Below are 13983 nucleotides of genomic sequence, written 5' to 3' on the forward strand. Positions count from 1 at the left end.
CAATGAATAAACCTATTTCGGAATTTATTGAAAAATATTTTTTACATTTCAATTCTGCAACCTTAGTAGATGCTGCTAAAGGTTATGTAGCTCATCTTAAAGATGGGGGTAAGATGATGATTACTATGGGAGGTGCCATGAGTACCGCTGAATTAGGAAAAATTTTGGCTGAGATGATTCGCCAAGATAAGGTATCCATTATTTCTTGTACGGGAGCTAATTTAGAGGAAGACATCATGAATTTGGTGGCTCATTCCCACTACAAGAGAATTCCTGAATATCGCGACCTGACTCCTCAACAAGAATGGGAATTACTTGAAAATCATTTAAATCGCGTTACAGATACGTGTATTCCGGAAGAAGAAGCTTTTCGACGTATCCAACAACATATTGAAAAAATATGGAAAGATGCAGACGATAAAGGAGAAAGATATTTCCCTCATGAATATATGTATCAAATGCTTCGTTCGGGAGTATTGGAACAATATTACGAAATAGACCCAAAAGACAGTTGGATGTTGGCCGCTGCTGAAAAAAACTTACCTATTGTAGTTCCGGGTTGGGAAGACAGTACTATGGGTAATATTTTTGCCGCTAATGTGATTAAAGGAAATTTGAAAGCTTCAACCATGAAAAGCGGTATTGAATATATGATATATTTAACCGAATGGTATCGAAACAATTCCGAAGGTAAAGGTGTAGGATTTTTCCAAATAGCCGGAGGAATATCCGGAGATTTTCCTATTTGTGTAGTTCCTATGATGTATCAAGATTTAGAATGGGAAGATGTTCCATTCTGGAGCTATTTCTGTCAGATATCCGACTCAACCACCAGCTATGGCTCTTATTCGGGGGCTGTTCCCAATGAAAAAATAACCTGGGGAAAGTTAGATATTGATACTCCTAAATTTATTATTGAGAGTGATGCAACTATTGTAGCTCCGTTAGTTTTTGCTTATATTCTAGAAATGTAGTAAGATAAAATTATTAATTTATACTATAAAAAAGTTCGGAATTTTAGATCCGAACTTTTTTTTTATACTATCTTAAAAGATTACGATACCACTCCCAAAGAACTATTCCGGCACAAACGCTTACATTTAAAGAGTGTTTTGTTCCAGATTGAGGGATCTCAATAAAAATATCAATTAAATGGAGAATAGAATCACTGATCCCTTCAACTTCATTTCCGAAAATTAAAACATACTTTTGCTCCTTGTTTATAGGATAATCTTGTAATAAAATGCTACCTTTCACTTGTTCAACTCCTACAATACTATACCCTTCGTTTTTTAAGTTAGTTATTAATTCACTTATATTTTCCTGATACTCCCATTCAACGCTTTCCGTAGCTCCCAAGGCTGTTTTTTGGATTTCACGATGAGGAGGGCACGGCGTAATTCCGCATAAATAAATTTTCTCTATAGCAAAAGCATCTGAGGTTCTGAAAACCGATCCTACATTATGCATGGAACGAACTTGATCCAGCAATACTATCACGGGAATTTTCTCACTTTCTTTATAATCTTCAAGGGATTTTCTGTTTAACGATTCTAATTTTAATTTCTCTACTCTTTCCTGTTGCTGCATATTTTCAGTAATGTTGATTGATTTTTAGAAGTTTCATATATTTTTTACCTTTTCCTTACTACCGGTAAAATTTCATTTTTCGATAATGCGTATTTTTTCATTTCACTTTCGGGTAAAGTTTCATAATACTTTACTTGCTCTACTTGAAACCCTGCGTTTTCTAAACGTTCAAAATAATCCAACCCATACCATCTCACATGATCATATTGTCCGAAATGTTTTTTTCTTTCTTCTTTGTCTGTGATGGAGAAATCTTCGTATGTTTTGTTAGATCCATATCTCATAGGCACTTGAAAAATTCCCCATCCTCCAGGTTTCATCACCCTGTATAATTCTGACATTGCTTTACGATCATCTTCTATATGTTCCAAAACATGATTGCAAAAAATAACATCAAATTCATTATCTTTAAAAGGCAGGTTCAAAATATCCGCTTTAACATCTACAATAGGAGAATAAAGATCAGCGGTTATATAGTCTAAATTTTTTAATTTTTTAAACCTTTTTAGAAAGCATTGCTCTGGAGCAATACTTAAAACTTTTAAATTAGCTGAAAAAAAATCAGTATCTTTTAGTAAATACAACCACATTAACCTATGTCTTTCAAGAGATAGTGTCCCCGGTGCTAAAGCATTATTTCTAGGTTTACCGTAACCGTACGGCAAAAATTTTCGGTATTTTTTACCGTCTATTGGGTCTACAAATTGATCTCCTTTGTAAAACCAAGCAAAAAAAGGAGCAAAGAAATAGCTGAATTTAATAAGAATCGGTCTAGGTATTAAATTCAAAAAAAACTTAAATACTTGCTTCATTAACTAAATTAATTCTGCACGGGTTGGTATAAAAATTCATCTTCTTCATTGGAAGTAATGCCTAAAGCATTATATATGTATTTATAGGTTGAAAGCAGTTTTGGCTCTCCATCTACTACTGCAACATCGTGTTCAAAATGACAAGAGGGTTTGTTATCCCGCGTGGTGACTGTCCATCCGTCGTTATGGAATTTAACTTTATAAGTACCTAAATTGACCATCGGTTCAATTGCTATTACTAATCCTTCTTCTATTTTCGGACCATTGCCTTTTCTTCCATAATTAGGAACTTGCGGATCTTCATGCATTTCTTTACCTAAACCATGACCTACTAATTCGCGTACTACTCCATATCCTGCATTTTCACAAATTAATTGAATCGCAAAACTTATGTCCCCTATTCTATTTCCTGCTTTGCATTTTTTTATTCCTGCATATAAGCTTTGTTTAGTAATTCGCATCATTTTATCAACTTCAGGTTCAATGCTTCCTACAGAAAATGTATACGCTTGATCTCCGTAAAATCCATTTTTTAATGCTCCACAATCAATGGAAATTATATCTCCATCTTCGAGCGGTTTATTATTAGGTATACCGTGAACCACTTGTTCATTAGGAGACATACATAATGTATTAGGAAAGTCATACAATCCTAAAAAACCGGGAATAGCACCGTGATCTCGTATATATTCTTCAGCAATTTTATCTAAGTATATGGTAGTCACTCCGGGTTTAACTTCTTTAGCCAGTATTCCCAAAGTTTTAGAAACCAATTGAGCGCTTTCGTACATCAATTCAATTTCTTCTTTTGTTTTTAATTGTATCATAATTTAAAAATTCTTGAAAAAAAACCTCTCTTATTTTTATGTTTTCTTTTTGAATAAACTAATACTTGTCTTCCCTCTACTCCAAATTCTATCTTTTCCTTTATAATTTCGTAAACTTCTCCCCAACCGGGAAATCCGCCTAAATTCCTGTCATCAATGAAATAGTCGGCATTTATTTTTCTACTCTGATTTTCACTTTCAAATATTTCCCCCTCAAAATTTGAATTAACTGAATAAAATTCAATTCCATTTTTTTTGCAAAATTCTATTGCTTCATTCAATCTATCTCCATATCTATAAGTCCACAAAATCAGTCTATAACCTTTTTTTTGAAGTCTTTTCATAGTTTCAAAAGCAAAAATCATCGGCCTACCAATTTCTGGATATTTATCTTCTACAATTGTTCCATCAAAATCAATAGCTATTATTTTATTATTCATATAATTATACTACAAGTTAGTTCTGTTTACTCTTTTAAGTTTAGTGTTCAAATTACTGTTCTAAATTGTCATTAATTTTCCAAATTTACAAGTTTTTAATCAATAAATTTTATGTTATCCACTTAGATATTAGCCTGAAATAATTTAAGAAATCTTTTATAATAAATTCGGTTATAATTTTTATAATTTTTGGTATAATATTAGATGAGAAAATTTTTAGTTCTGAAATATTAATTAAAAAAATAAAGGTCTATGAAATTAAAACTTTTAGTTATGACTGCTTTTTGCATCTTACTTTCCAGCTGTGCATTAACTACTTCCTATGATTTTGACAAAACGGTTGATTTTTCAAATTATAAATCTTTTACCATTTATCAGCAGGGTATCGATAAATTAAAATTGAATGATATTGATAAAAGTCGTATCATCCGTGCTTTAGAGAATCAATTAAAAAGCAAGGGATTAACCGAAAGTGCCGACGGAGATTTGATCGTAAATGTTCTTGCTTCATCAAAAAAAGTTATTAACGTTGATAATGATCCTTATTGGAATGGTCCATGGGGATGGGGTTACTATTGGGCACCTTCCAGTACCGTTTATGAAACTCGTGAAGGTAAATTAACGTTTCATTTAGTGGATTCTAAAAAAAATATTCTAGTTTGGGAGGGTATGGTTGATGGTTTTGATGTTGGTAATATCAAAAATAAAGACGAACAAATAAATAAAGCCATTCAAAAAATATTTAATTATTATCCGCCTAAAAAGAAAAATAACTCATATTATTAAAAAGGATAAACTCATCTAAAGCCTCAAAATATAAATTTTGAGGCTTTAATTATTTATCTAACCTAAATTATTTTATTTTTACTAATAAATTATTTTTGAGATCTTTATCCAGAAATTAACATCCTTTGCTTAACGAGATCATCCTCTTAAATTTGTTGCAAAAAAATTTTTACTCTAAATTTATTAATGAGACTTTTTGGTAATTTAATCCATAAAATTTTTGTAGGAAGTTAAGTACCCAAATAAATTTCCCAAAAAATCTTTACTCTTTCAAGTTTTTAAATATTTACCCTATCTGCCAAAGTGACATAATGAATGAAAAATGGTTTATCTAAGTCAATAGGGATATGAAAACCTCTCACTATAAGTAAGAACGCTACACTTATTGCCACAAAATTTAGTACAATATTGATGCTTTACCGTAACAATTGTAAAACTTCTTCCAAAGTATCGACTCATTATTTGATCATAATTTCTTTAAAAAAATATACTTCTTAGGATTTACTATGTTTTTCATTTACTATTTATTTTAATTATAAATGAGATAATTTTAAACCAGCTAAATCATTATTTTTTTATGAACATTTGTAAAAACTTTTCAATATTTAAACAAGAATTAAAAGATATTTATACTTTTGCATTTGATATCATTTCCCTTATTTAAAAATTCAAAAAAGCCGGAATGAATTTTAACACATTTTTTCGTAAAAAAAATATTTCTGATTTACAGGATACAACACAAAAATCTGAATTAAGCAGAGTATTAACTGTAAAGGATTTAACTTTTTTTGGAATTGCTGCGATTATAGGCGCCGGCATTTTCAGTACCATCGGAAGAGCCTCTTATGAAGGAGGACCCGCCATTTCATTACTTTTTATCTTAGTGGCTGTTGCTTGTATTTTTACCGCATTATGTTATGCGCAATTTGCCTCTATGATTCCGGTGAGCGGCAGCGCTTATACTTATGCTTATGTTTCTTTAGGTGAAATTTTTGCTTGGACTATCGGGTGGGCTTTAATACTTGAATATGCTGTATCAAACATGGTGATCGCAATCTCTTGGTCGGGATATTTTGTCTCTATGTTGCAAGGTTTTGGCATTCATTGGCCTGATTGGCTTTCCATTGATTATTGGAATGCTCATAGAGCTTATCTTGAATATCTTGCACATCCTCAAAGTCTATCCCAAAATGATCTTAGACTTTCGGAAATATATCAATCTGCTCCTGAAATTGCAAACATAAAAATAATATTTAATTTACCGGCGGGATTAATTACTTTATTAGTTACCACCCTGGCGTATGTAGGAATTAAAGAATCTACCCGTGTAAGTAATGCTTTAGTTTGGATTAAATTATCTGTAATTATAGGCATTATTTTAATCGGTGTATTTTATATAAAACCGGATAATTGGTCGCCTTTCTTTCCTAATGGTTTAGGAGGAGTTATGGGAGGAGTGGCTGCCGTATTTTTTTCTTTTATCGGATTTGATTCTATATCAACTACAGCTGAAGAAGCTAAAAATCCACAAAGGGATTTGCCACGCGCCATGCTATATTGTATTATAATTTGTACCGTTTTATATGCTTCAATAGCATTAATATTGACCGGTATGGTTAATTATAAAGAATTACGCGTTGATGACCCGTTGGCGTATGTTTTCAATAAAATAGGAATAAATTTTATAGCCGGAATCATTTCCGTGAGTGCGGTAATCGCCATGACAGGAGCCATTCTTGTTTACCAGATCGGACAACCGAGAATATGGATGACCATGAGTCGAGACGGTTTATTGTGGAAGCCTTTTGGTACTATTCATAAAAAATACCATACCCCCGGATTTGCAACTATTATTGCCGGTTTCTTTGTGGGAATACCTGCTATGTTCCTGGATATGCAGTTGGTTGTGGATTTGACAAGTGTGGGAACTTTTTTCGCTTTTATTTTAGTTTGTTCCGGAGTTTTATATTTAGATAACAAAGGTCTTTCTCATCAAGCAAAATTTAAATTAATTTATATCAACGGTCAATATTTAATTCCTTTATCTTTTTGTTTGGCAATCATTTTGTTCTTAACCCAAACCAATTATAATGAAATACTTGCTGATAAACCTTTATTAGCTATTTTTTGGATTATCTGGTTCGGTTTATCTTTAGGTGCATTCAAATATAAATTTTCGCTAATACCTATTCTCGGTATTTTGTTTAATTTATATTTAATGACGGAATTAGGATGGTCTAATTGGGGAATGTTTATACTATGGCTATTGATTGGATTATCAATTTACTTCTTATATGGAAGGAAAAACAGTAAACTCGAAAAATTAATTCAAACTTCTCGTAATCATTAATTATTTTAAATTATTTATACTATAGTAATTTTATCTTCAAATAATTTAGTATTAAATAAATTACATTAATCTTAAATATTTTCACTTTCATAAAATTTTGCTTCTTTCCAATATAAATTTTGGATACAAACAAGTAAAATATGCTAAAAGATATTTTTGTTTCACTTAACTATATATAATTATCCATCAATACTTTAAAAAATAAAGTTTCTTTTAATTTCAATATTTATTTTATTTCTTTCATATGAATCTAAAAATAATCATGACGAAAAAAAATAAACTTATTATCTTTGCAAACGCTAATTAGCTTGAAAGTAAATTTTTTCTTGCTCAATAAATATAATTAAGTATTATGAATCAGAACTTAATAAATTTTTTTCCAAAAGAAAATGAAATTCCTGAACATTTTCGACTTCAAAACGAAATCTCTCAGAAAAGAGTATTGATCGATGGAGAATTTATTGAATGGGAAGGTCCATTTCAAGAAGTTTATTCTCCTATTTATACCCGTTCAAACTCTACAGATGAGTTAGTACAAACTAAATTAGGGAGCTATCCAATCTGTACTTCTAAAGAAGCTGAAAAAGCCTTACAGGCTGCTTTAAAAGCTTTTAACGGAGGAAGAGGAGAATGGCCGTCTATGTCTGTTTCTCAAAGAATCTCTGCGATGGAAAATTTCATCGTTAAAATGGTTGAGCAAAGAGAAAAAGTAGTAAAATTACTAGTTTGGGAAATTTGTAAAAGCTATAAAGACTCCGAAAAAGAATTCGACAGAACGGTTGATGCAATAAAATGTTCTATTGAAGCTCTGAAAGAATTAGATATAAATTCATCTCGTACAAAAACAGATGAAGGGGTGGTTGCTCAGGTTAAAAAATCTCCTTATGGAGTTGTCCTTTGTATGGGTCCTTACAATTATCCGTTAAATGAGACTTTTGCGACTTTGATACCTGCTTTATTAATGGGTAACACCGTATTGTTCAAACCGCCGCGTCGTGGTACATTATTGTTTGAACCTTTATTAAATGCATTTAAAGAATGTTTTCCTGCAGGGGTTATCAATACTTTATACGGTAGAGGTAAAGATGTTATTCCTACTTTAATGCAATCAGGTAAAATTAATGTATTAGCATTTATCGGATCCAGTAAGGTAGTAAATGGAATGATTAAAGAACATCCTAATGCAAACAGTCTTCATTCCGTATTAGGATTAGACGCCAAAAATGCGGCTATTATCGACAAAACTGCTGATATCGATTTAGCGGTTAAAGAAGCTATTTTGGGTACTTTTTCTTTCAACGGACAAAGATGTACAGCTTTAAAAATACTATTTGTTCACTCTTCTGTTGCTGATGAATTCAATAAAAAATTCACTGAGGAAATATCTAAATTGAAAGTGGGAATGCCATGGGAAGATAATGTAACCATTACTCCGTTAGCTGAACCGGACAAACCTCAATATGTTCAAAAATGTATTGATGAAGCTTTAGAAAACAACGGTGAAATTATCAATAAAGAAAATGGAGGAGGACAAATTTTAAATTCATTAGTTAGCCCAACTGTAATTTATCCGGCTAATGAGAAAATGAATCTATTATATAATAATGAGCAATTTGCTCCTATCATTCCGATAGTTTCTTTTGACGATCTTGAATCTCCGATTAGCTATATTACCAATTCAACTAAAGGACAACAAGCAGCCATCTTCAGTAATGATGAAGATACTGTATCTTATCTTGTTGATGCTCTATGTTGTCAAGTAGGTAGAATCAATATTAATGCTCAATGTCAACGTGGACCTGATACGCTTCCTTTTAACGGTAGAAAAAATTCAGCTTTAGGTACTCTTTCAACCATTGACGCATTATATGCCCTATCTATCGACTCTGTTGTAGCTACCAAGGATACTAAATCAAATGACAATTTGATTGACTCTGTTATAAAGAGTGGTAAATCTTCAAGATTAAGCTAATTTGAGGTTTTTTATCTTATAATATCAATTATTTTATAAAATGGAACCATCTATCTTCGTATAGATGGTTTTATTTTTTTTTAATATGCTAAGCTTTATTAAAAAGGGAAATTCATACATTCAAAAATTTATATCATTAATCGATCATTTCCTCTTACCTCTTATTTATCTTTTCAAATGCGGGACTCCGTTTTAGTTAACAATATTTTTTATTCTGTTAGATTTATAATAAGTTTAGTAAAAGTTTTCAATAGTGAAGTTAAACTGCATATATCAGATAAATATATGACAAAGTGTACTTTGGTTTAGAATTTGTACCGATACATTATACACGAAATATACACGAATATAAAAAATTTGACTTACACTATATGGCATATATTGATTATTATAAAGTTTTAGGATTAAGTAAAAATGCTTCTCAGGATGATATCAAAAAGGCATACCGAAAATTAGCCCGAAAGTACCATCCGGATTTAAATCCTAATGATAAAGAAGCTAATGTAAAATTTCAGCAGATTAATGAAGCTAATGAAGTTTTGGGCGATCCCGAAAAACGTAAGAAGTATGATCAATACGGCGAAAATTGGAAACATGCAGAACAATTTGAACAAGCACGTCAACAACAAGGAGGCGGTGGCGGTCAATACTATTATGACAATTCCGGTAACCCTTTTGAAGGTTTTTCCCAAGGTTTTGGTACGGAAGGTTTTTCTGATTTTTTTAGTGATCTTTTTGGTGGAAGAACCGGTAGAACCCATCGAAGAAGTTCTCAATTTAAAGGGCAAGATTATACGACAGAATTACGTCTTTCCTTGCGAGACGCAGCCAACACACATAAACAGACTCTTAACGTCAACGGTAAACAAATACGTATTACCATTCCTGCAGGCATCTCTAATGGTCAGCAAATAAAATTGAAAGGTCAAGGGGGCCCAGGTGCAAACGGAGGTCCCAACGGTGATTTATATATTACTTTCAATCTTTTGGAAGATCCTAAATTTAAAAGATTACATAATGATTTAACCACTACTGCAGAAGTAGACCTTTATACAGCTGTTTTAGGGGGAGAAATAACCGTTGATACTCTGGATGGTAAAGTTAAACTCAAAGTGAGTCCGGGTACACAAAATGGAACTAAAGTGCGATTGAAAGGTAAAGGGTTTCCTGTGTATAAAAAAGAAGGAGAACATGGAGATTTATTCGTGATTTACCAAGTAAAAATACCTACTCATCTTTCTGAAAAGCAAAAAAATTTATTTAAACAATTAGCAGAATCATAAAATTATCTGATACATGAAAAATGATTTGATAACTATAGAAGAATATTCCATACATTATAATGTAGATGTATCATTTATTGAGGATTTAGAAAATTTGGGTATTATCCATACCGTTCAAAAGGAGGAAATAAAATACATTCCTTTTGATATTCTTTCCGATTTGGAATCTTATTCCAGAATGTTTTATGATATGGATATAAACCTTGCAGGAATTGATGCTGTAAAAAATTTACTTTTTAAAATACGTAAACTCCAACTTGAGATGACCGAACTTAAAAACAGGCTTAAATTTTATGAATAAATAAAAATATTCTGTTATTTAAAAATTAAATTTAGCAATGAAAATATAATAGCCATACATCTTAAAAATGTATGGCTATTAACATATATGTACAAACTTTATAAAAAATTCTTAAAAACTACTCCTCCTTGTATCCATCTTCCCGGCATGGGTACCAAATTTGATTCTGTATATTTATTATTGAAAATATTGGTCATTTGGATGTATAACTGTAAGTGATTGGTTTGATACATAAGACGATCATCCAATAAATGGTAATCATCTAATTTTACTCTGTCATTGTATCTATAAATTATTTGATTGGATATATTCTTGAGAAGTTTATGCTCTACTTTTACTACTAACTGATGTCTTAAATTATCTAATGAATATCTAGAGTACGCTCGGTCAGAATATTTTAAATTTTTATCCAAATAGGTATAACCTAAATTAATTGATTTTATGAAGAGTGCCGTAAAAGAATAATTAAAATCAACTTCTACACCATCCGTATTTATTCTTGAAATATTTTCGGGTTTCCATTTACCTTCTTCACTATCTTTTGTCCAATCTATACTTTTTCTTGATTCCCTTCTAAAAAGGCTGATGGTAGTTTTTATGTTTTTATGATTCAATCGATATCCCAATTCATAAGACAAAGCATTCTCAGGTTTTAAATTGGAATTTCCTTCTGTGACCGGGTCTGTATAATTAAGATCTGTATACGTAGGAACTCTATAGGTTTTTCCTAAATTAGCAAATAATTTATTTTGTTGGTTTATACTGTATCCAATATCAATTCCCGGATACCAAAAATTCCCAAAATCCGAATAGTCGGAAAAGCTTATTCCCGGAGTAATATCCAATCTGTTTTTAAAAAACATAAATCGATGTTCCAAAAATGCAAAATAAACTGTCCGTTGATTTTCACCTAAATTATTGGAAGATAAATATTCCTTTCTAAAGTCCAATCCAACGCCGGTGATTCCTAAAGAAGATGAATAGTTTGTATTGGCTTCGATACCTGCATTATTACCTATATGAAGGTTTCTATATTTTGAGGGATTATGTCTTTCGAAAATATATTCGTCTTGAGACCTTCTCCAATATGCATTGGATTCCCATTTGAATTTACCTGATTTTTGATTCCAACCAATGCTAACCAAGGAAGTTTGAATCGCTTCGTATTGATCTTTTGCTAATGGGGATGAATAAAATCCGTTGGCTCCAAATTTTTTATCAATAAATCCTCCTTGTAAACGAAGTTCTCCCCCGTTTAATTTATACTGATTCTGATACCAAACATTTTTAACTTGATAGTCCGTATTATAACGATATCCATCAGATTGTGAAGTTTCCGCTTGAATAAATTGAGAAAACTTTTTTCCTGAAACATTTAATGAAGCACCTAAAGATGTCGTATTAAAATCACCTAAAGATCCTGAAATTGTTATATCATTCTTGGTAGACGGACGAGTAACAATATTAATAGCACCGGCATATGCATTTTGTCCAAAACGACGAGCTGCAGGTCCTTTAATTATTTCAATTCGTTCAATGGATGCTAAATCTAACGGAAGATTCATGGTATTATGTCCGGTTTGGCTATCATTCATGCGTATTCCATTGATAAGAATTAATACTTGTTCAAAAGAACTTCCTCTTATACTAATATCGGCTTGTACTCCATGCGCTCCTCTTTGTCTTATATCTATTCCTGAATAATAAGAAAGAACTTCTTCAATACTGGAGGCAGGCATAGCTTTGATTTGTTCTTTCGTAATTATTTGAACATCTTGTGAAGTTTTATTATAAGGTAAGGAAAGTGTTTTCCCTTGAATTACAACTCCTTCAAGTTCTTTACTCTCCTGCGCAACCAGTACTAAACATATAAACAAGGCAATAATTGAATAAAATAGTTTCATAATTCTATTGTTCACAGCAAATTTTCGCAGTAGTTAGTTAAAATTTATTTTTATACTAGTTAGTTTATACAAAAGTAGTAACTTTCCGGATGATTAAACTATACCAGTTTTATTATTATGACTAGTCCGGATTTACTACCTTATTACAGCTTGATACATATCGACCGAAACGCTAAAGTTTCTGTATATCTACAAATTACCACTCAGATCATCAATGCTATTCAAAGAGGTTATTTAAGTATAGGTATGAGACTTCCCGGAACGCGTATTTTAAGTAACCTTATTCAAGTAAATCGCAACACGATCGTTAAAGTATATGATGAATTGCATGCACAAGGATGGATTGAAGTACATCCCAATAAGGGCAGTTTTATCATTCAAAAAGACAATGTGACTAATAAAAAAATTAAATCCATATCTAAAGATTCTTTGACTCATTATCCTTCTAAAACGGGATTTTCATATAGAACTTCCAATTTATTGGATAACCCTTTTGAAACTTCAACTTGCTCATGGATGTTAAACGATGGTGGACCCGATACTCGACTTTTACAAATGAATACCTTATCGAGCCTTTATTCATCGAACCTTAAAAGAAAAAGACATTTTACCAAAGGAAATAATGAAGTTCCTGAAAAAAGTGAATATCTAAAAAAAAACTTATCTAATTTTTTAAATCTATCTCGGGGATTACATATTTCACCAAAAAATCTACTTATCACGCGAAGCATCGAAATGGGAGGTTATATAGCAGCAGAATTACTTATTACCCCAAAAGATATTGTATTGGTCGGAGAACCTAGTTATTTTCTAATCAATATGATTCTGCAAAAAGTCGGTGCAGATATAATAACCATTCCTGTTGATGAAGAAGGCATTTCTCCGGATGCTGTTAAAAAAATTTGTCAAAAAAGAAAGATTCGTATGTTATATATAACTCCACACCATCATTATCCAACAACGGTTTCATTAAGTGTGAAACGTCGTATGGAATTGTTGGAATTATCTCAACAGTATGGATTCATTATTTTAGAGGATGATTATGATTATGATTTTCATTACGAAAACAATCGGATTCTGCCTCTTGCCAGTGCAGATACCTCTGGAATGGTCGTTTATATCGGTTCGTTTGGAAGATCTTTAGCCCCGGGATTCCGTAAAGGCTTTGTGATCGCTCCTGAGGATTTAATTTTAGAAATGCAAAAATTATCAAACATGCTTGACAGGCAAGGAGATATTTTTATGGAATATGCTTTGGGCGAACTTATTGAAGAAGGTGAATTTAACAGACACCTGAGACGAACCTCTGCTATTTATAAAGAAAGAAGAAATTTTCTGGCATCTTTATTAAACACTCATTTGAAGAATTATTTAAATTTTTCTTTGCCAACCGGTGGATTGGCTTTTTGGACACAATGGAATTCATCGGTAAATTTGATGAAATTACGAGAGTATTGTCTAAAGGAAGATTTGCTCATTCCTAAGTCCTTGCTTTATCAAACGCACAATTTATCTGCTATGAGATTGGGATTTGGAAGTTTTACCACAGAAGAAATGGAGGAAATCATCTATAAAATCAAATCAGCTTTATCACGTTTAGAAAAAAAATAGATCCATTATCCACAATTAATCAATCATTTAATAAAATATTTATAAAAATTATATTAGATCGTAACGACATTTTTCAACGTTACTACTTTTCGTTTTGAAATTTTAAA

Annotated in this window: 12 protein-coding genes; 7 read left to right on the forward strand and 5 right to left on the reverse strand. The window is 31.6% G+C overall.

Translation table 11 applies throughout. The features are described from left to right. The first annotated feature begins 2 nt into the window (after window positions 1-2). On the forward strand, window positions 3-974 hold the full coding sequence (locus tag GFV01_RS01245; RefSeq protein WP_105298079.1) for a deoxyhypusine synthase family protein: 972 nt from the start codon (window positions 3-5) through the stop codon (window positions 972-974). A 67-nt stretch (window positions 975-1041) separates the two neighbouring features. On the opposite strand, the gene GFV01_RS01250 is transcribed toward GFV01_RS01245, so the two are convergent. From GFV01_RS01250 to GFV01_RS01265, 4 genes are read right to left on the reverse strand one after another with little or no spacing between them, the layout of a single operon-like run. Then, window positions 1042-1590, reverse strand: coding sequence for an RNA methyltransferase (locus GFV01_RS01250; RefSeq protein WP_160564230.1), 549 nt, complete (start codon window positions 1588-1590; stop codon window positions 1042-1044). Between the two features lie 44 nt (window positions 1591-1634). Then, window positions 1635-2402 carry a methyltransferase domain-containing protein gene (locus GFV01_RS01255; RefSeq protein WP_160564232.1) on the reverse strand — a complete coding sequence of 256 codons (768 nt, stop codon included), beginning with the start codon at window positions 2400-2402 and terminating at the stop codon, window positions 1635-1637. 8 nt (window positions 2403-2410) lie between these two features. Continuing rightward, window positions 2411-3229, reverse strand: coding sequence for a type I methionyl aminopeptidase (map, locus tag GFV01_RS01260; RefSeq protein WP_160564234.1), 819 nt, complete (start codon window positions 3227-3229; stop codon window positions 2411-2413). After that, window positions 3226-3669 carry a BT0820 family HAD-type phosphatase gene (locus GFV01_RS01265; protein WP_160564236.1) on the reverse strand — a complete coding sequence of 148 codons (444 nt, stop codon included), beginning with the start codon at window positions 3667-3669 and terminating at the stop codon, window positions 3226-3228. Before GFV01_RS01265 ends, map begins: the two co-directional genes overlap by 4 nt. A gap of 252 nt (window positions 3670-3921) precedes the next feature. Between GFV01_RS01265 and GFV01_RS01270 the strand changes: the two genes are divergently transcribed. From GFV01_RS01270 to GFV01_RS01290, 5 genes are all read left to right on the forward strand, one after another. After that, window positions 3922-4455 (forward strand): DUF4136 domain-containing protein, encoded by a 534-nt coding sequence (locus tag GFV01_RS01270; RefSeq protein WP_160564238.1) that lies wholly within the window; start codon window positions 3922-3924, stop codon window positions 4453-4455. 682 nt (window positions 4456-5137) lie between these two features. Then, entirely contained in the window at window positions 5138-6805 is a 1668-nt protein-coding gene (locus GFV01_RS01275) for an amino acid permease (RefSeq protein WP_160564240.1), read from the forward strand. 352 nt (window positions 6806-7157) lie between these two features. After that, complete coding sequence (locus tag GFV01_RS01280; protein ID WP_160564242.1) at window positions 7158-8777, forward strand: aldehyde dehydrogenase family protein; 1620 nt, start codon at window positions 7158-7160, stop codon at window positions 8775-8777. 371 nt (window positions 8778-9148) lie between these two features. Further along, window positions 9149-10060, forward strand: coding sequence for a DnaJ C-terminal domain-containing protein (locus GFV01_RS01285; protein ID WP_105298087.1), 912 nt, complete (start codon window positions 9149-9151; stop codon window positions 10058-10060). Window positions 10061-10073: 13 nt separating this feature from the next. Continuing rightward, entirely contained in the window at window positions 10074-10361 is a 288-nt protein-coding gene (locus GFV01_RS01290; RefSeq protein WP_160564244.1) for a chaperone modulator CbpM, read from the forward strand. Window positions 10362-10459: 98 nt separating this feature from the next. Here the strand turns inward: GFV01_RS01290 and GFV01_RS01295 are convergent, their stop codons facing one another. After that, window positions 10460-12265 (reverse strand): TonB-dependent siderophore receptor, encoded by a 1806-nt coding sequence (locus GFV01_RS01295; RefSeq protein ID WP_160564246.1) that lies wholly within the window; start codon window positions 12263-12265, stop codon window positions 10460-10462. Window positions 12266-12382: 117 nt separating this feature from the next. On the opposite strand from GFV01_RS01295, the gene GFV01_RS01300 reads away from it, so the two are divergent. Beyond that, window positions 12383-13876 (forward strand): PLP-dependent aminotransferase family protein, encoded by a 1494-nt coding sequence (locus tag GFV01_RS01300; RefSeq protein ID WP_160564248.1) that lies wholly within the window; start codon window positions 12383-12385, stop codon window positions 13874-13876. The last annotated feature ends 107 nt before the right edge of the window (window positions 13877-13983 follow it).

Source organism: Apibacter sp. B2912 (genome assembly GCF_009827835.1).
In the GTDB taxonomy this organism is placed as follows: Bacteria; Bacteroidota; Bacteroidia; order Flavobacteriales; family Weeksellaceae; genus Apibacter.

Bases quoted from the DNA above. Each gene is read 5' to 3' on its own strand.
- GFV01_RS01285 (WP_105298087.1), top strand. From the start codon at position 9,149: ATGGCATATATTGATTATTATAAAGTTTTAGGATTAAGTAAAAATGCT.
- GFV01_RS01265 (WP_160564236.1), bottom strand. From the start codon at position 3,669: ATGAATAATAAAATAATAGCTATTGATTTTGATGGAACAATTGTAGAA.
- map (WP_160564234.1), bottom strand. From the start codon at position 3,229: ATGATACAATTAAAAACAAAAGAAGAAATTGAATTGATGTACGAAAGC.
- GFV01_RS01300 (WP_160564248.1), top strand. From the start codon at position 12,383: ATGACTAGTCCGGATTTACTACCTTATTACAGCTTGATACATATCGAC.
- GFV01_RS01290 (WP_160564244.1), top strand. From the start codon at position 10,074: ATGAAAAATGATTTGATAACTATAGAAGAATATTCCATACATTATAAT.
- GFV01_RS01280 (WP_160564242.1), top strand. From the start codon at position 7,158: ATGAATCAGAACTTAATAAATTTTTTTCCAAAAGAAAATGAAATTCCT.
- GFV01_RS01270 (WP_160564238.1), top strand. From the start codon at position 3,922: ATGAAATTAAAACTTTTAGTTATGACTGCTTTTTGCATCTTACTTTCC.
- GFV01_RS01275 (WP_160564240.1), top strand. From the start codon at position 5,138: ATGAATTTTAACACATTTTTTCGTAAAAAAAATATTTCTGATTTACAG.
- GFV01_RS01245 (WP_105298079.1), top strand. From the start codon at position 3: ATGAATAAACCTATTTCGGAATTTATTGAAAAATATTTTTTACATTTC.
- GFV01_RS01295 (WP_160564246.1), bottom strand. From the start codon at position 12,265: ATGAAACTATTTTATTCAATTATTGCCTTGTTTATATGTTTAGTACTG.
- GFV01_RS01250 (WP_160564230.1), bottom strand. From the start codon at position 1,590: ATGCAGCAACAGGAAAGAGTAGAGAAATTAAAATTAGAATCGTTAAAC.
- GFV01_RS01255 (WP_160564232.1), bottom strand. From the start codon at position 2,402: ATGAAGCAAGTATTTAAGTTTTTTTTGAATTTAATACCTAGACCGATT.